This is a genomic window from Novosphingobium sp. (assembly GCF_036820275.1).
GTDB lineage: Bacteria > Pseudomonadota > Alphaproteobacteria > Sphingomonadales > Sphingomonadaceae > Novosphingobium.
The window spans coordinates 25,391-41,648 of sequence record NZ_DAISLT010000050.1; the positions used below are offsets into that span (position 1 = coordinate 25,391).

The 16,258-nt window shown below is 61.0% G+C and carries 16 protein-coding genes and 1 pseudogene; 11 read left to right on the plus strand and 6 right to left on the minus strand.

The annotated features are described in order from the left end of the window. Positions 1-62: 62 nt before the first annotated feature. Both V7066_RS25405 and V7066_RS25410 read left to right on the plus strand, forming a co-directional pair. Positions 63-914 (plus strand): SDR family oxidoreductase, encoded by an 852-nt coding sequence (locus V7066_RS25405; protein ID WP_103094715.1) that lies wholly within the window; start codon positions 63-65, stop codon positions 912-914. Between the two features lie 112 nt (positions 915-1,026). Next, on the plus strand, positions 1,027-1,293 hold the full coding sequence (locus tag V7066_RS25410) for a DUF2171 domain-containing protein (RefSeq protein ID WP_004212628.1): 267 nt from the start codon (positions 1,027-1,029) through the stop codon (positions 1,291-1,293). A 45-nt stretch (positions 1,294-1,338) separates the two neighbouring features. Here the strand turns inward: V7066_RS25410 and V7066_RS25415 are convergent, their stop codons facing one another. Beyond that, a complete protein-coding gene (locus V7066_RS25415; RefSeq protein ID WP_004212627.1) occupies positions 1,339-1,710 on the minus strand; it encodes a PRC-barrel domain-containing protein in 372 nt (123 codons plus the stop codon). A 172-nt stretch (positions 1,711-1,882) separates the two neighbouring features. Between V7066_RS25415 and V7066_RS25420 the strand changes: the two are divergent. From V7066_RS25420 to V7066_RS25430, 3 genes and pseudogenes are all read left to right on the plus strand, one after another. Continuing rightward, positions 1,883-2,002: pseudogene (locus V7066_RS25420) on the plus strand (DUF6766 family protein); the annotation flags it as partial. Between the two features lie 220 nt (positions 2,003-2,222). Further along, positions 2,223-3,364 (plus strand): IS3 family transposase gene (locus tag V7066_RS25425; protein ID WP_442947377.1). Its coding sequence is split into 2 segments (ribosomal slippage): positions 2,223-2,463 and positions 2,463-3,364, totalling 1,143 coding nucleotides; the frame shifts between segments, so codons are not numbered across the junction. A gap of 55 nt (positions 3,365-3,419) precedes the next feature. Beyond that, entirely contained in the window at positions 3,420-3,707 is a 288-nt protein-coding gene (locus V7066_RS25430) for a hypothetical protein (RefSeq protein WP_004212625.1), read from the plus strand. Between the two features lie 547 nt (positions 3,708-4,254). On the opposite strand, the gene V7066_RS25435 is transcribed toward V7066_RS25430, so the two are convergent. The 3 genes from V7066_RS25435 to V7066_RS25445 all read right to left on the minus strand — a co-directional run bounded on the left by V7066_RS25435 (position 4,255) and on the right by V7066_RS25445 (position 8,115). Further along, on the minus strand, positions 4,255-4,647 hold the full coding sequence (locus V7066_RS25435; protein WP_004212624.1) for a hypothetical protein: 393 nt from the start codon (positions 4,645-4,647) through the stop codon (positions 4,255-4,257). A gap of 977 nt (positions 4,648-5,624) precedes the next feature. Further along, positions 5,625-6,626: an FUSC family protein gene (locus V7066_RS25440; protein WP_004212623.1), complete on the minus strand. Its 1,002-nt coding sequence runs from the start codon at positions 6,624-6,626 to the stop codon at positions 5,625-5,627. 265 nt (positions 6,627-6,891) lie between these two features. Beyond that, positions 6,892-8,115, minus strand: a complete 1,224-nt coding sequence (locus tag V7066_RS25445) for a HEPN domain-containing protein (RefSeq protein ID WP_279776309.1) — start codon at positions 8,113-8,115, stop codon at positions 6,892-6,894. A 462-nt stretch (positions 8,116-8,577) separates the two neighbouring features. Between V7066_RS25445 and ku the strand changes: the two genes are divergently transcribed. Together ku and V7066_RS25455 are read left to right on the plus strand one after the other, a co-directional pair. After that, a complete protein-coding gene (gene ku / locus V7066_RS25450) occupies positions 8,578-9,480 on the plus strand; it encodes a non-homologous end joining protein Ku (RefSeq protein WP_103094710.1) in 903 nt (300 codons plus the stop codon). Positions 9,481-9,483: 3 nt separating this feature from the next. Then, positions 9,484-9,741 carry a hypothetical protein gene (locus V7066_RS25455; RefSeq protein WP_103094709.1) on the plus strand — a complete coding sequence of 86 codons (258 nt, stop codon included), beginning with the start codon at positions 9,484-9,486 and terminating at the stop codon, positions 9,739-9,741. Between the two features lie 4 nt (positions 9,742-9,745). Here the strand turns inward: V7066_RS25455 and V7066_RS25460 are convergent, their stop codons facing one another. Beyond that, entirely contained in the window at positions 9,746-9,958 is a 213-nt protein-coding gene (locus V7066_RS25460) for a KTSC domain-containing protein (RefSeq protein ID WP_103094708.1), read from the minus strand. 148 nt (positions 9,959-10,106) lie between these two features. On the opposite strand from V7066_RS25460, the gene V7066_RS25465 reads away from it, so the two are divergent. From V7066_RS25465 to xth, 3 genes are read left to right on the plus strand one after another with little or no spacing between them, the layout of a single operon-like run. Next, positions 10,107-11,048, plus strand: coding sequence for a GNAT family N-acetyltransferase (locus tag V7066_RS25465; protein WP_279729628.1), 942 nt, complete (start codon positions 10,107-10,109; stop codon positions 11,046-11,048). A gap of 20 nt (positions 11,049-11,068) precedes the next feature. Next, positions 11,069-13,588 carry a DNA ligase D gene (gene ligD / locus V7066_RS25470; RefSeq protein ID WP_284110941.1) on the plus strand — a complete coding sequence of 840 codons (2,520 nt, stop codon included), beginning with the start codon at positions 11,069-11,071 and terminating at the stop codon, positions 13,586-13,588. Next, the gene (xth, locus tag V7066_RS25475; RefSeq protein WP_048939609.1) at positions 13,585-14,412 is read left to right on the plus strand and encodes an exodeoxyribonuclease III; all 828 of its coding nucleotides are present in this window, start codon (positions 13,585-13,587) and stop codon (positions 14,410-14,412) included. Before ligD ends, xth begins: the two co-directional genes overlap by 4 nt. Before the next feature lie 71 nt (positions 14,413-14,483). Here xth and V7066_RS25480 read toward each other — a convergent pair whose 3' ends face one another. After that, a complete protein-coding gene (locus tag V7066_RS25480; RefSeq protein ID WP_004212606.1) occupies positions 14,484-14,747 on the minus strand; it encodes a DksA/TraR family C4-type zinc finger protein in 264 nt (87 codons plus the stop codon). 255 nt (positions 14,748-15,002) lie between these two features. On the opposite strand from V7066_RS25480, the gene V7066_RS25485 reads away from it, so the two are divergent. Then, on the plus strand, positions 15,003-16,258 hold a 1,256-nt coding region (locus V7066_RS25485), incomplete at its 3' end, for a recombinase family protein (RefSeq protein ID WP_334185735.1).

A 16,258-nucleotide genomic window follows, 5' to 3' on the forward strand; every position in this document is an offset into this window, starting at 1 on the left:
CGTTCACTGACAGGAGAACTCATCGGCAAGAAAAGGGTTCTGTCTCCAAAGGAGATGCCGCAATGACCGAGACCGCCCAGATGATCCACGAAGATGCGCTTCCCGGGCATGAAAGCAAACTCGAGCCAAAGCCCGAGTGGCAGCCTCGCTATAAGGGGGCTGAGCGTCTCAAGGACAAGGTTGCGATCATCACCGGCGCCGACAGTGGCATCGGGCGCGCCGTGGCGGCACTTTATGCCCGTGAAGGCGCTGACATCGCCATAGTCTATCTGCTCGAGGACGACGATGCCGCCGAAACGAAGCGGATCGTCGAGGCCGAAGGACGCAAGGCGATCACCATCCGCGGCGATATCGGCGAGAAGGATTTCAGCGAGGAGATCGTACGCAAGACGCTCGATGCATTCGGCAGGATCGACATTCTCGTCAACAATGCCGGCGAGCAGCATCCCGATGAGGACATCACGGACATAACCGAGGAACAGCTGCGCCGAACCTTCCAGACCAATATCTTTGGCATGTTCTTCCTGACGCAGGCCGCGCGCCCGCACCTCAAGCCGGGCGCGGCGATCGTCAACTGCACGAGCGTCACCATGTACCAGGGCAGCAAGGATCTGCTCGACTATAGCTCGACCAAGGGTGCGATCACGGCCTTTACTCGGTCATTGTCGGAAAATCTGGTCGGCGATGGCATTCGCGTGAATGCGGTCGCACCGGGACCGATCTGGACCCCGCTCAACCCATGCGGCGGCGCAAAACCTGAGAAGCTGGAGCATTTTGGCGAGAGCACGCCCATGGGTCGGCCGGGCCAGCCCAATGAAGTCGCCCCGGCCTTCCTGTTTCTCGCCTGCGAGGATTCCAGCTACATGTCCGGGCAGGTGCTCCATCCAAATGGCGGGATCATTGTGAACGGCTAGATCGCTTCTGCCGCTCGACGGGACATAGCGCAAACCAACTGCCCGGCGACGGGAAAATCGAGCCCGGCCTGGCAAATGGGTACAGAAATTTCACCCGATGAAAGGAACTGAGATGACGGACCTGAGCCAAATCAAGGAGCATATGGAGATCATCGGCGCAGATGGCGTCCATATCGGCACTGTCGACAAGGTCGAGGGCGATCGGATCAAGATGACGAAAGCCGACAGCGGCTCGCACTCCGATCATCACCATTATTTTTCAGGAGGATTGGTGGCCGCTGTCGAAGGCAATCAGGTACGTCTGTCTGCAGCCGGATCGGCAGCCGTTCTGCTGGAAGAGGAGGAAGGTGGCGAGGCGCTCAGCGACAAGTCGTCATAAGCGCGAAAAAGTAGCCGGCCCTACGGGCCGGCCACTTCTGTCCGATCAATAGGGGTAGTCGACGCCGTAATGGCCATATACCTCTCGCCCGTAGTTGCGATCGAAAGCCGGCTCGCTGTCGCCTGCATAGCGGGGCGCCTGTTCCAGCACGCTCTTGTCGAGATTGACGACATAGCCTCCCTGATCGGTATCATAGGTCAGCACGTCCCAGGGTAGCGGATAATAATCGCTCCCCAGCCCGAACAGGCCGCCGAACTGAAGTACGGCATATTCCACCTTGCCCGAGCGCTTTTCGACCATGAAATTGTAGATAGAGCCGAGCTTTTCGCGCTGGGCGTTGTAGACGGTGGTGCCCTCAACCTTGTTCGAGGCGATTAGCCGATTGGTTTCGTCCGTGGCAATATCGGTCTGTGCCATGACATCTCTCCTTCCATGGGATGAATGATCAAGGCGAACGCGACAGAGGGAAAGGTGTATCCCGCCTCGTGATACCTGATCGTCGGACTGCCCGTAAAAGCTGCTCAACCGCTTCCCAGACTTCCTCGTCAATTGGCGTCGCCTGTAAAAAGCTTGCCGAAGGGTCTTCGAAAACTGGGAGAGCGAATTTCTCTCGACCGCGGTCCTACTCATACTTTCCCTATTCTTCCGCCAAGGTGAAGCACCAGTATCCAAGCAGATTGCCGCTCCAGATGCCCAAACCGGCGAGTGACGAGGCTGGCCGGCTGAAAACCTGCTACGCCTCTGAGAACCATTTTCGCGGGCGGACTGTAGTCCTCAGGATTTTCCCCGGCATCGCCCTGAAGGGCGCTCGGATCATCTGCCAGCCGGCTGTTCTTTTATCTCGGCCACCCTTCTCCCTTTTCGTGCGTTTGAGTAGCCCCTAGATTTCTGGACGCCTTCTATCCTAATTTTGAGGACAGGAGACGACGATGGGGAAGCCCAATTTCAGCGATGAGTTCAAGCGTGATGCGGTGGCCCAGATCACCGAGCGCGGGTATCCGGTAGCGGAGGTTTCCGAGCGGCTCGGCGTCAGTCAGCATTCGCTGTACGCATGGAAGCGGCAACTGGCAAAGGTGGTGTCTGGCGATGCCAGCAAGGATGCCGAGATCCGCCAGTTGAAGCGCGAGCTGGCCCGGGTGACCGAGGAGCGCGATATACTAAAAAAAGCCACCGCGTATTTCGCCAGGGATGCAAAGTGAGATACGCGTTTGTTGCCGAGCATCGTGACCAGTTCCAGGTTCGGTCGATGTGTCGGTGCCTGTGCATCCAGCCAAGCGGCTTCTATGCTTGGCAGAAGAACCCGCTGAGCCAGCGGGCTCGGGACGATGCTCGTCAGACAGAGTTGCTGCGGCAGGCCTGGAGCGACAGCGGTAAGGTCTACGGCTATCGCAAGCTACACGATGACCTGTTGGATCATGGCGAGACCTGCTGCCCCAACCGCGTTGCCCGGTTGATCAGGCTGGCGGGTATCAGGGCGCAGGTCGGCTACAAGCGCCGGCCCAGCAGCTATGGCGGCAAACCGTCCCTGGCGGTCGACAATACTCTGGATCGTCAGTTCGACGTCGCAGCTCCCGATCGGGCTTGGGTGACGGACATCACCTACATCCGCACCCTGGAGGGCTTTGCCTATCTGGCTGTCGTGATCGATCTCTATTCCCGCCGCGTGGTGGGCTGGTCGATGCAGAGCAGGCAGACCACCGATGCGGTGCTGCAAGCGCTGCACATGGCGGCATGGCGGCGCAAGCCGAAGCAGCGGGTGCTGATCCATTCGGATCAGGGTTCGCAGTTCACCAGCATGGACTGGGCGGCCTTCATCCGGGCTCACAATCTTGAGCATTCGATGAGCCGGCGCGGCAACTGCCATGACAACGCGGTAGCCGAGAGCTTCTTCTCGTCGCTCAAGCGAGAGCGCATCCGGCGCCGGACCTACAAAACGCGCGACGAAGCCCGACAAGACGTATTCGATTACATCGAGATGTTCTACAATCCGGTCCGCAAGCAGGTCAGGAACGGGATGCTGTCCCCCGCACAGTTCGAACGGCAGCAGATTTTGAAAGCAGAAGGCGTCTAGAAAACTAGGGGCTACTTAGTTACGCATACTACGACCGAAACCAGGAGGTGATCGAATGCGCAAACGAGAGAAAGTAGCCGACCTCATTGCCGGTCAGAATGGACGCCAGCGCCGCAAACAGCTCTTTCGCTCGCTCGAGGATACCGCAGCTCGCGCCGTTGTCACCGCGACGGTGACTTTCGCGGTCGGTTGGGTGCTGAAGCGCATGTTCGAAAAATCGGTCAAGCAGGCGGCGAAAGAGGGCGCCCAGGACGGCGTCGACCAACAGGTCGCGCAAAATCCAGATCTCGCAAAAGCAGGCATTTCCGGCACCGCCGCGTCGCAGAGCACTGCAGATACTTGATGCCGGTACCGACAGGATGACCAAATGGCCCCGATCGTTTTATCGGGAGCACCGTCTTACTGTTGGGGAGCAACTAGACACCACAGGTATTTTGCTGGCGTTATTTCGGCTGCTCGCCATCGGTTCCATCAATGCCCGAACATGGTGCTCATATGCTCGCGGGCATCGGCATCATATTGACGTTGAGATAATACAGATCGCCCCACCGATTGTCAGCACAACGATCGCCCAGGCGAGAAGGAACGCAAGGAGGGTCCAGCGTCCATCCGATTGGGCTGCTCGACTGGGATGATTGCGGCGCGCAGTGGATTTGCTCCCCAGCTTTTCAGCCAAGGCAGCGCAGGTGAGTGCATCTACATAATCCTCGGATTCATCCTCCTCGGCCTTTCCTTCGGACAGTCCTCAAGGCCGGTGAATAGCAGCTTTCACCCAAGCAACGTTACACCGGCGCAGGCAGAAAAGCGACTGCGTCGTGGTTTATCGGCGCCAGCTTTGCGCCGCTCGCTGCGCTGTTTCTTGCTGCGAGCCCGCAGGCCGGTGTTCCGTCCTAGTGGCGCGTCGGCTGCGCTGACGGCGCTTCCAAGAACTCGGCGAAAGCCGAATCATCGCCCAGGGCGTACAGTCGCAGCGGATCGTCCGGCGTCATGCGACCGGCCTGCACCTCACGCCCGGTCACATCACGAAGTCGGCTACGGTCCAGCACGCCATCGAGAAGGCTTTCGGCCCGCAAGAACATCCAAATCTGGCTTTGCCGATGAGCGGCAAAAGCGTGGAGATCGCCCCCCGTTTCTTCGAGATGCACCGCCACTAAGTCACAGACAAGATTGAAGATCCGCATGAGGCCAATTCGGCTCTCCTCATCGGTGATGGCCTCGTGCAACTGCAGAACCTCGTCACGGAATGCGGCAAGCGGAATAGCGTCGCCCTCATTGTAAGCCATGAGGCGATTCCAAAGATCTGTGACACGCTGATCCATCATCCTGCCTTCCGTCCGTTTTAGCGATGAAGCCTTTCTCATCACCGCTGCGGGGGCTGTGCAGCATTGTCAGGGTACGCCGCCCTCAGCCTGATCCCCCTAATGGGATGCCTTGAGGCACAAGCCTATGCAAGGCGGAAAGAAAGTTCTCTTTCAGCTCAAAGCAGGCGATCTCTTTCCTGGGCCTCGACAAGGCCGTTCTTACAGTCTTTCTCGTTCCGATCCGAGGCATTTCGGCTTCGGTGCGTGGCGGCCGATCTTGGGCCACAAGCCGCGTCATGGATGTTGTTACGCCCTGCCAGGCCCCCGAAAGAGGGGCTGCCGCCTGGCAGGATACAGCCGTTATTCTCTCCACTGCGGTCGATAGGAGCGTTGAAACGCTATCCTGAAGCCGTACAGCTTCCCAACGCTGTGGTTGGGCATACCGGGCATTCCAAGGCGCGCACCTTGTGTCGGTATGTGGGAGAATGAAGGACGTGGGCACTTAGCAATCGATGCCACCTATATCGGGCGGCAGTTCTGCACAGCAATCCCTACAGGACGCAAAGCAAGCCCTATGTCCAACTCGGCACCATGGGCGAACTATGGGTCGGCTGTCCTTCCTCCGGCGCGCCCGCGATCTTGGGTCTCGCTCGATCAGGTTCGCGCGCTGCTGGGCATTTCCGGCATCGACAGGATCGCCAGGGAGAATCTTCTGGACGTGACTGTAAGCTGGCTGGCCTTACTGCGCTTGGCAAGGAGCTGAGGCTGCGATCGATTTCTGCGATGGCGGGCTCGTTGCAGTGTCCCGTATCACCGACGCACCAGGACCGGCACTGTCAGCCTGAGACTGCAGCGGTTTGCCGTTCTTGGTTAAACGCTGCGGCCTTCCTTATGGGAGCGGGTATGGCCAGAGCGCGACCGCCCCGCTCGAATGGTGATCGCATGAATTTGCAGCAGATTCATTCGTTGTCATCGGCGTTGCGCTGACCCGGCAATCGGCGCGGTGCGATCATTGCCCCGGCCAGGGCGACAGCGCCACCGATCAGCGTTGCGAGCAATCGGTCGGTTTCCGCGCCTTTGATCTCTCCGCCCGCCAGCGCGATCATCAATATGACGCTCATGGTGATGGCCGCGCTCAGAACCGCGTAACGCGCTTTCTGGAACCCGAACGCACAACCAGCGGACAACACAGCAGCACCCGCCAGCGGAAGCGGTACCGCAGCCAGCAGATGCAGCACTATCGTCGCAAGAACAATGCCGGCGACCGTGCCGCCAATTCGCTCGATGCCACGTACACCGGTATCGCGTAGCCCCGGCTTGAGAACGACCATAGCGGTCAGGGCAGCCCAGTAGCCATGCTCGACACCTGCCTTGTCCGCGGCGACTTTTGCGATGGTGATACACAGCGCCGCTCGAAGCGCGTGGAGCAGCATTTCCTGTCGGGTCGCCCGATCGCTGCGCGCTGCCGGAATTTCTTTTCCCTCGCCGATCACTCCCACCATCAATCCGACCGCTGCGATCTGGATCGCAGACCCACCCGCCACCAACACAGCCCGGCGCAGACCATCGAGCACGCTTCCGGGGAAGTGCAGCGCCAGCAGAAAGGCAATGATGATCTGGAGCCAGACCCACCACAAATCGATGTCGCGGCTGATCAACGCACCGCAAAGACCTCCCATCAGGGCTGTCGCCGCCAGTGTCACATATGGATCGTTGCCAAGGATCGTGCCGATAAAGGCGACAAGTGTCATGCCGATTCCAGCCAGCGTCATCGCGGCCCATCGATTATGAAACACTCGCTTGGTCGCCCCGAAGCCGACCGAGAACGCCGCACCCGCTGCGATGGAGGCCGGCATCGCGGCGCCGGCACTCACACCGCCCACAAGCAACAGGGCGAACCCTGGCATCGCCAACAAAGCACTATGCGTGTTGAATCGAAATATATCTTTGAACTGAGGCATCAATCGGGGCGCCCTCCTGCAGGACACTCCTATCGTGATGATCTCGCGCTTGCCACATGCGCATGCGGACGAGAGCGGCATGTGCGACATACATTGCCGTTTCATCACTGCCGGCTACGGCTTGCGACATGCCACGAAGCTGCCAGCAGGGTTCTCCCGTCGAGGAGCCCTTCACATCCTCGGTAATTCGGGACCTTGGGCGGTGCATTTCAATGCAGTGCGGCGCGCGGTCCACTCCGGGACTTTCCTTTCGCAGAACGCTTCCTCAACCGGTATCGGCGGGTAACCCTTCATAGCCTGTCACCAACCCTACGGACCGGATCAACGCGCAGACCGTCCCCACAATCTCGTCAGGCGGCACCGCCGCCCCTACGGCCCGCGCCAGCTCCGGGGTTCTGCCCTGGCTGTGATAGCGAGAGAGCGGGCCAATCAACCGCATCAGATCTGGCGAGGGCTCGGGCAACCCGTTCCTCAAGGCGTCCAGCAAGGCATGCTCGAGATCGAGGCCGATTTGCCGGCGGATCAAGTGGTCGTGGTAGCCTGCCTTCAAAAGGATCGCCTTGAGCCCAAACTCGGTAGCATAGGCGGCATGGCGGACGAGGACATCAAGCCCGTATTTCGGCAGGGTCTCCTCCGCTGTCTCCAGGAAATACAGGGCGTGACGGTAATGAGACACCGCCAGAATCCGGTCGAAGTCCTGGGGGCGGTGATAGAGGTTGAGGTTGTGGGATGGGTGATTGCGCGCTCCGGGACGAAGCGAATGCGGGAGGGCATCGTCCCCGATGCACCCGAGCAATTTCCCAAAGGCCTGAGCGAGGTGCATCTCTTCTTTAGCTGAGCTGCGTGTGCACTTCGCCAGTCCCTTGACCGTGCCCAGCCCATGGCGCCGGTACCAGGCGAAGGCAGAATGCTGCGGTTCGGGCAGCCTCATGGCAGCGGCCGTAATCCTGTCAAAACGCGCCTGCGCCTTTGGCTCCCGCGGTCCATCCATTGCGCGGTCGTAGAGAACGATGCCCGTGTCATAGCGATCCGTCAGGAAGTGGTTGTCTTCAACGCGGAACCGTTTGGGCTCATCGATGGTGAAGATGGACAACGTGATCGTCGCCAGGTGATCCACTTCCGCTTTAATGATATGTCGGGCCTCATCCAGATGGCGTGCCCTTCCCTTATTGAACTCGGGATCGACGAATGCCCAGAGTTCGAATTTGGAGAGTTCAAGTTGGTGCTTGTCGATCTTTTGCGGATCGGCGTTGTCGCCCACGAGCATGAGCCAGTAGAGCGAGCCGTACCCGAACGCACGTTCCTGCCCGTCATCGAGACAGGCACATAATATCCGCGTCGTGCGCTCGATCGCTATTCGGTCGTGGGGACATAGATGCATGACGCGCGGCGGAACGCGCTGTCGCAGCTTTTCGAATTCCTCGACAGTGACGTGATCGCCCGTACGGCCCGATAGGGAAGGTGCATCGTCTCCACGGCTTTCGTGCATGGGAAGCTCCATCCCGCATCCATGGCGGATGAGGCGGAAGTGCCGAGGCGGATGCGGTGACGATCCCGAACTCCCGCGCACTGGACGCGGGAGCCGCCGGGACTGCTAACACGCAAATGACATGCGCCGCCGTCTTTCACCCGAAGGTTTGGACATGCACGGCGGCATCCCGGAAAACAGAGTTTCCCGAGCTTCCTTGGCCATTTGCGGGATTAGCAGTCCCGGCCCTGCCCTTTTCGCAGCGCCCTCGCCTTCTAGCACTCAACCATAGGGAAGCAAAGTTTGCTGATGCCGTTCCTTATCCCGACCAGCGAGCCGCTGATCGCGGGCTAGCGACAGCCCCATGCACCGGTCATCGACACCTTTGCCTGGTGCGGCGACGTAGATTACGCGGCGATGCAGATTGCGCGGGAACGAGCCGAAGGCATTAGGGATTAGGAGAATCTGCGAAGGAGAGGATCGATGGCTGCACGTCCCTATTGGAAAGGTCAGATCCGACTGGCGCTGGTCTCCATTCCCGTTGAAATCTATTCGGCGACGAGGAGCGGCGCCACGATCGCGTTCAACCAGATTCATGAGCCCTCGGGCCAGCGGATCAAGTATGAAAAGGTCGTGCCGGGGATCGGCCCGGTCGACGTCGATGAGATCGTCAAGGGCTTCGAATATGCCAAGGGCGAATATGTCCTGCTCGACGACGACGAGATCGAGGGGGTCAAACTGGAGAGCAAGAAGACGCTCGAGTTGACCCAGTTCGTCGATAGCCATGACATCGACGCGATCTATTTCGAGAAGCCCTATTATGTCGTGCCGGCCGACGATCTCGCCGAGGAGGCCTTCATCGTCCTGCGCGAGGCGCTCCGACGCACCCGCAAGATCGGCCTCGGCCAGCTCGCTATGCGCGGACGGGAATATGTCGTCAGCATAAAAGCTTGCGGGCGCGGCATGGTGATGGAGACACTGCGATACGCCGATGAGGTCAATAAGGCGACGAGCTATTTCCGCGAGATCGGCGATACCGATCCGGACGAGGAATTGCTCGACCTCGCCACCACCTTGATCGACAAGAAGACCGGCAAGTTCGATGCGAGGGAGTTTCACGATCGCTATGCCGACGCGCTCAAGGAGCTGATCGAGCGCAAGAAGAAGGGCAAAACGCTTAACATCGAGAGCGATGACAAGGGCAGCGATTCGCGTGGTTCCAACGTCGTCGACCTGATGGCCGCGCTCAAGAACTCGCTCGGCTCATCGGGTGGTGGCTCGTCCAAGGCGGCGGCAAAGAAGACCAGCAAGGCTGCCGCGAAACCGGCCGCCAAGAAGGCTGCGGCCAAGCCGGCCACGAAACCGGCTGCGCGCAAGCGGGCCTGATCCGTGGCGGACAGATCAGACTCGGTAGCGGCGACCGTCGACGACGATGCAGCGTTTGCCGAAGGCGCCATCACGCTGTGGGCCAATCTGCTGACGTTGATCGGCACGCACTTGCGAGAAACCGGCACACCCCGCCAGGAAGTGCTCGACATGCTCACCATGCTTCATGAGACCAATGAGGAGACGATCCGGTCGCCGCGCGCGCGGGCCGTCGCTTCTCGCCATCTGATGTCGGTTTATCGTGCCCTTGGCGAAGCCTGAGCGATCAGGCGTTCGGCCCGAAGCGCCGCCGTTCGGGATCGCGTGCGTAGCGAAAACGGTCCTTGATCAGCTCATTGAAGAAGCTTCCGGCCGAAGCCGCATGGCAGAAGCCCTCGAAGGTCTCGGCCGGCACGTCATAATAGAGATATGTGCCAGTATCGCGAAACGAGATCGACAGGATGCCGAGATCGTCATCGAAGCCGATGCGATCGATCATAGCGGACTGAGAGAAGCGGTGCGCGCGCATATCTGGAGAACTGCGTATCGTTGCGTGTCGTTCCGGGCGTCGCGTCATCTGGAACCCATAAGATGCCGAGGCGATCCTGCCGCACTTGCAAATGCTGGCATGGCAGGCTCGTCGTAAGATGGCAGAGGTCAGCGACGACGAGCTCCGCGAGATGGCGCAGCACCGGGGGCTGAGACTGGTCAAATCGCGGCGGCGCAAGCCCGGCACCGGCGACTTCGGGAAATATGGCCTGACCGATGCGGGCGGCAAGGCGCTGCTCGGTATCGGCGACGATGGCCTGACCGCGAGCGCCGACGACATTCAGGACTATCTGCGTAGCAGCGAGCAAAGCACATGGAAGCAGTCGGCCGACGCGACGCCCGACCGACCTGCCCCCAGAGACAAACCCCGCCCGGCCGAGCCCGAGGAGGACGAGGAACCCATCCGCCGCCGGGCAAAACCGGTGTTACGAGATCGTCCGGCGCCGCGTAGACGAGAAGAGCCAGGTCCGGCACGGAAACCTTCCAAGAAGGCGCGTCCGCAGCCTTCACTCCGGCTCGTCCCGAAAGCTGAGCCAGCGCCCCAGCCCGATCCCGAGCCTTTGCCCGCACCCGAACCGGAGTTGCGTATTCGCGCTGTCACCGCGAACGATGCTGGTTCGCTGGCGGCGCTTCTCGGCCAGCTCAGCGGCGTATCGCTCGGTAGCAGGGAGGTCGCAGACAATCTCGCGGCAGCCCGAAAGGCGAAGGCCGGCATGGTGGTCGCCGAGCTGGGCGATATCGTCGGCTGCTGCGGATGGGCGGTTGTAGCGACTGTCCACCGCGGCCCGATCGGGCGCGTGACAGTGCTCATAGTCGACAAGCGCCATCGTCGTCGCGGCGTCGGAACGGCGATGGTGGCGGCCGCCGAGACCGCACTGGCGAAGGCCGGCTGCCGTCAAATCGAGGCGATGAGCGACATCACGATCGACAACAGCCACAATTTCTTCCGCTCTCTGAAGTTCGAACAGGCAAGCTATCGCTTCGTCCGCACGATCGGCGAAGGGGCGAGCGGGGAACGAGTGCACCACCGTACGAATTAACGGGGTGATCGGAAATCAATATGGCCAGAGCCTCGAGAGCGAACAACACTTCGGCCGACGAGCGCCTCGCAAGATATCGCGAGAAGCGCGACTTTGACCGTACGGCCGAGCCGTCGGGCGCAACCGAGCCGACGAGCGGCAACGGGTTCGTCGTCCAAAAGCATGCGGCGTCACGCCTCCACTATGATTTCCGCCTCGAACTGGACGGCACGCTGGTGAGCTGGGCGGTCACTCGCGGGCCGAGCAGCAATCCCGACGACAAGCGCCTCGCGGTCCGCACCGAGGATCACCCGCTCGACTATGCCCGGTTCGAAGGCACGATCCCCAAGGGCGAATATGGCGGCGGCACGGTGATGCTGTGGGACAATGGCACCTGGGAATCGATCCCCGGCAAGGATCCTCGCCAGACGCTGCCCGAAGGTCACCTCCATTTCATTCTTCACGGCCGGCGGATGCAGGGTGAGTGGATCCTCTTTCGTCTGAAGCCGCGCGGCAAGGAAAAGGGCGAGAACTGGATTTTGCGAAAGGTGCAGGATGAATTCGCCGGCGGCTCAGACGATCTGATCGGCACCCATCTTACCAGCGTCGATACGGGGCGCACGATGGAGGAGATTGCAGCGGGCAAGGCTGTGCGCAAGCGCAAGGCGGGCGCCAAAGCGTCACCTGCGGCGGCCGGCAATTCCAGAACGCCCGCCGCCGCGCCCGCCCGCCGCAAGAAATCTGGCCTATTGCCGCCGTTTCAGCCGGTGCAGCTGGCCGCGCTCGTCGATCATGTCCCACCGGGCGATCGCTGGCTGCACGAACTCAAATATGACGGCTATCGAACGCTCCTCGCGATCGGTGGCGGCGAAGGGCGCGCCTATACGCGCTCGGGTCTCGACTGGTCCGATCGGTTCGCCGGGCTGATCACCGACGCGTTGAAGCTGAACGTCGGCAGCGCGCTGATCGATGGCGAGGCGGTGGTGACCCTTCCCGACGGCCGTACCAGCTTTCAGGCCCTGCAGGCGGCGCTCAAAAGCGATCCTGACGCGATCGACTATTTCGCCTTCGACCTGCTTGAACTGGACGGCGAGGATCTGACCCGGTCGCCGCTGATCGAGCGAAAGGAGAAGCTGGCGGCGCTGATCGGCGAAGCCAAAGGGCGCATCCGCTATTCCGATCACATCGTCGGCAATGGCGAGAAGCTGCTAGCCAGCTTCTGCGGCGCCGGCCTCGAAGGGGTGATCTCGAAGCGCGCCGACGCGCGATACAGCGGCTCGCGCTCGGGCACTTGGCTCAAGACCAAGTGTATCCGCCGGCAGGAGTTCGTCATTGTCGGCTGGACGCCCTCGGATAAGCAGCGCGGGTTCCGCTCGCTGCTGCTCGGCGTCAACGAGAATGGGAAGCTGCGCTATGCCGGCAAGGCCGGGACCGGCTTTACCGCCGATGAGATCGAGCGGCTCATGGAAATCATGGCGCCGCTCGCGCGCAAAGGCCCGACCGTCGACGCGCCCCGCGCCGCTGTTCGCGGCGCGCATTGGATCGAACCCAGGCTTGTGGCCGAGATCGCCTTTGTCGAGTTCACCGACGAAGGCGTGCTGCGTCATCCGAGCTATCTTGGGCTTCGCGAGGACAAGAAGCCCGAAGCCGTCGTGCTGGAGACCGAGACACCGGTTGCCATCGCGACCACCCCGGCCCGCAGCAGCGTCAAGATCAGCAATCGCGAGCGGGTGATCTTTCCGGAAGGCAAGCTCACCAAAGGCCAGCTCGCCGATTATTATGAGATCGTCGCGCCGATCATGCTGCCTTGGGCCGGCAGCAGGCCGATCAGCCTCGTACGCTGTCCGCAGGGTCGATCGAAGAAATGCTTCTTCCAGAAACATGACGCCGGCAGCTTTGGCGACGACGTCAAACAAGTCGGCATCCGCGAGAAGGACGGCCATGACGAACCCTATCTGTTCGTCGATACGCCCGCCGGCCTGCTCACCTGCGTCCAGATGGGCACGATCGAGTTTCATGGCTGGGGCGCGCGGATCGAGGATGTCGAGAAGGCTGATCGCCTGGTTTTCGATCTCGATCCCGACGAGGGACTGGATTTCCAGGATGTCGTCTCGGCGGCGTTCCATGTGCAGGACGTGCTCGCTCAGATGGGTCTCACGACCTTCCCGATGGTCACCGGGGGCAAGGGCGTCCATGTCATCGCGCCGCTCACGCCCTCGGCCGAATGGCCGGTAGTAAAGGACTTCGCACATCGCTTTGCTTTGGCGCTCGCCCAGGCCGAGCCGGGCCGCTTCACCGCCGCGTTGGCCAAGGCGAAGCGCACGGGCAGAATCTTCATCGACTATCTGCGCAATCAGCGCGGCGCGACCGCAGTCATGCCCTATAGCGCGCGGACACGCGAATATGCGCCGATCGCGGTTCCGCTGACCTGGGAGGAACTGCGCGATCTCGACAAGCCATCGCACTGGCATATCGGCGATGGAGCGGAGATGGTGAAGCGCGCGGCGTCGAAGAACCTTGCCCATTGGGGGCGCGCCGATCAGATCCTTCCCGACCTGTGATCATCGCAACCTACAATGTGAATGGGGTCAATGGCCGCTTGCCGGTGCTGCTGCGTTGGCTGGCCGAACGCCAGCCCGACATCGTCGTCCTGCAGGAATTGAAGGCGCCGCAGGAGAAATTCCCGCTGCGAGCGATCCGCGATCTTGGCTATGATGCGATCTGGCACGGGCAAAAGAGCTGGAACGGCGTCGCCATCCTCAGCCGTGTCGGCGAGATTCACGAAACCCGCCGGGGTTTGCCCGGCGATCCCGATGACAGTCACATCCGCTATATCGAGGCGGCGGTCAACGGAATCCTGATCGGCGGCCTCTATCTACCCAACGGCAATCCCAGACCCGGCCCCAAGTTCGACTATAAGCTCCGTTGGTTCGAGCGCCTGATCGCGCATGCTGCGGGGCTGCTTGAAACCGGCCTGCCGGTGATGCTCGCCGGGGATTTCAACGTCATGCCGACCGAACTGGACGTCTACAAACCCGAGCGCTGGCTCGACGACGCGCTGTTCGCGCCCGAGGTGCGCGCGGCTTATTTCCGGCTGCTCGACCAGGGCTGGGCCGACGCATTGCGCATCCTCCACCCGGGCGAGACGATCTACACATTCTGGGACTATTTTCGGAACGCCTACGCCCGCAACGCCGGTCTCCGGATCGATCATCTGCTGCTCAGTCCGGTGCTCACCGACCGGCTCACCGACGCGCAGGTGGACCGCCACGTGCGCGGCTGGGAAAAGACCAGCGACCACGCACCGGTCTGGATCGAAATTGCCGGCAAGCCGGTACGCCGCCGGAAGTCCGCATCGGCAAGGAAGAACGATGCGATGTCGTGATATTAGAGGCTTTTCCCTGAACGATTTTCCCCGAGTGCGCTGAATGACGGGTTTGAACCGTACCGACAGGTCTATCGTAGCTGGCTGTCCTTGCTCCCGCGCCGGTTGATCCCGACAGCGCGCATATTCGCATCCCGCTTCGCCTGGCACGCAACGCAGGTCCGCGTACCCGGCAAGGCGGCGCGGCGAGCCTGCGGAATGTCCTCGCCGCAATCGTCGCATTCGTCGCTACCTTCGCCCGTCGGCATCATGCCTCGGGCTCGCAAGACAGCATCGGTCACCGTATCATCGATCTGATCCTGTACGGCGCCATCGCGCGCCCATCCGTTCGCCATGTCGGATTCCTCGATCAAGTAATTGCGACCCCCCTAGATAGGGAGCGACATAAGCGATTACAAAGATGCACTCGAATGCGAGCGGTACCCGCCTATGAAATCTTTGTCCGCCAATGAGGAACGTCGCCATGGATCATTCTGAAGCCTAGGCTATCTTGTCCTCGTGAGCTGCAGGAATGCTCCACTGCCTAAATGCGGGCCGCCCAATTTGGCAGGTAACGAGCATCATGTTAATTTCTCCGCGAGGAGAACGATATGACCCGCGTCGCCCTTTATGCCCGCTATTCCGACGACAAGCAGAGTGCTGCCTCGATCGAGGATCAGTTCCTAATATGCCGGGAGCAGGCGAAGCGTGAAGGCTGGCATGTTATAGGCAGCTACAAGGACGCTGCGATCTCCGGCGCCAGCGTTATCCTGCGCCCCGGCATTCAGGCCCTCGTTCAGGACGCACAGATGGGCCGGTTCGATGTTCTGCTCGCGGAGGCGTTGGATCGCGTATCCCGCGATCAAGCCGACGTTGCAACGCTCTACAAGCACCTGCAATTCGCTGGCGTGAAGATCGTCACGCTGGCTGAAGGCGAGGTGTCCGAGCTACATGTCGGCCTTAAGGGCACCATGAATGCCCTGTTCCTCAAGGACCTTGCGAAGAAGACCCATCGTGGCCTGCGCGGACGCGTCGAGAAAGGCAAGTCTGGTGGTGGCCTGTGCTACGGCTATGACGTTGTTCGCCGCTTCTCCAGCGAAGGCGAGGCAGTCCATGGCGAGCGCAGCATCAATGCCGTCGAAGCCGAGGTGGTGCGTCAGGTCTTCCGGCAGTTCGCCAACGGACTCAGCCCTCAGGCGATTGCGCGACGCTTGAATGAAGCAGGCATACCCGCGCCGACCGGCACACTTTGGACGTCGACGACGATCCGGGGGCACGCAAAGCGTGGGACCGGTCTGCTTAACAACGAGCTCTATATCGGGAAGCTGGTCTGGAACCGGCTTCGCTATCTCAAGAATCCTCAGACCGGCAAGCGCGTGTCACGGATCAATCCGCAATCGGAATGGATCGTCACCGACGTCCCCGATCTACGGATCGTCGATGAGGAACTGTGGCAGGCAGCCAAGGCAAGACAGGAAGATATAGCGGTCCAGTATGCCGGCGTGATCGAAGCGACGCGCGCGGCACACAACAAACTGAACCGAACCCGTCGGCCGAGGAGCCTTCTCTCCGGCCTCGTTTACTGCGGATGCTGCGGCGGGTCTTATACCCTTCGCGGGCAGGGGCGGTTTGCGTGTTCGAACCATATCGACACGAGAAGCTGTTCGAACGGGCATAGCATCTCTCGTGAGAAACTGGAGGCGCGGGTTCTCGATGGCCTCCGCGATCGGATGATGAGCCCCGAAGTGGCCGCCAAGGCCATTCGCACCTGCGTAGAGGAGACCAATCGTCTGAACCGCGAGCGCCGGGCAACCGACACGGCAGATCGCGCTGAACTCGAGAAGGTTTTGAAAGCGATCAAGGGCGT

Bases quoted from the DNA above. Each gene is read 5' to 3' on its own strand.
- V7066_RS25435 (WP_004212624.1), bottom strand. From the start codon at position 4,647: ATGGCTTACAATGAGGGCGACGCTATTCCGCTTGCCGCATTCCGTGAC.
- V7066_RS25405 (WP_103094715.1), top strand. From the start codon at position 63: ATGACCGAGACCGCCCAGATGATCCACGAAGATGCGCTTCCCGGGCAT.
- V7066_RS25440 (WP_004212623.1), bottom strand. From the start codon at position 6,626: ATGCCTCAGTTCAAAGATATATTTCGATTCAACACGCATAGTGCTTTG.
- V7066_RS25445 (WP_279776309.1), bottom strand. From the start codon at position 8,115: ATGCACGAAAGCCGTGGAGACGATGCACCTTCCCTATCGGGCCGTACG.
- V7066_RS25415 (WP_004212627.1), bottom strand. From the start codon at position 1,710: ATGGCACAGACCGATATTGCCACGGACGAAACCAATCGGCTAATCGCC.
- V7066_RS25480 (WP_004212606.1), bottom strand. From the start codon at position 14,747: ATGGCGAACGGATGGGCGCGCGATGGCGCCGTACAGGATCAGATCGAT.
- V7066_RS25460 (WP_103094708.1), bottom strand. From the start codon at position 9,958: ATGATCGATCGCATCGGCTTCGATGACGATCTCGGCATCCTGTCGATC.
- V7066_RS25410 (WP_004212628.1), top strand. From the start codon at position 1,027: ATGACGGACCTGAGCCAAATCAAGGAGCATATGGAGATCATCGGCGCA.
- V7066_RS25430 (WP_004212625.1), top strand. From the start codon at position 3,420: ATGCGCAAACGAGAGAAAGTAGCCGACCTCATTGCCGGTCAGAATGGA.
- ligD (WP_284110941.1), top strand. From the start codon at position 11,069: ATGGCCAGAGCCTCGAGAGCGAACAACACTTCGGCCGACGAGCGCCTC.
- ku (WP_103094710.1), top strand. From the start codon at position 8,578: ATGGCTGCACGTCCCTATTGGAAAGGTCAGATCCGACTGGCGCTGGTC.
- V7066_RS25465 (WP_279729628.1), top strand. From the start codon at position 10,107: ATGGCAGAGGTCAGCGACGACGAGCTCCGCGAGATGGCGCAGCACCGG.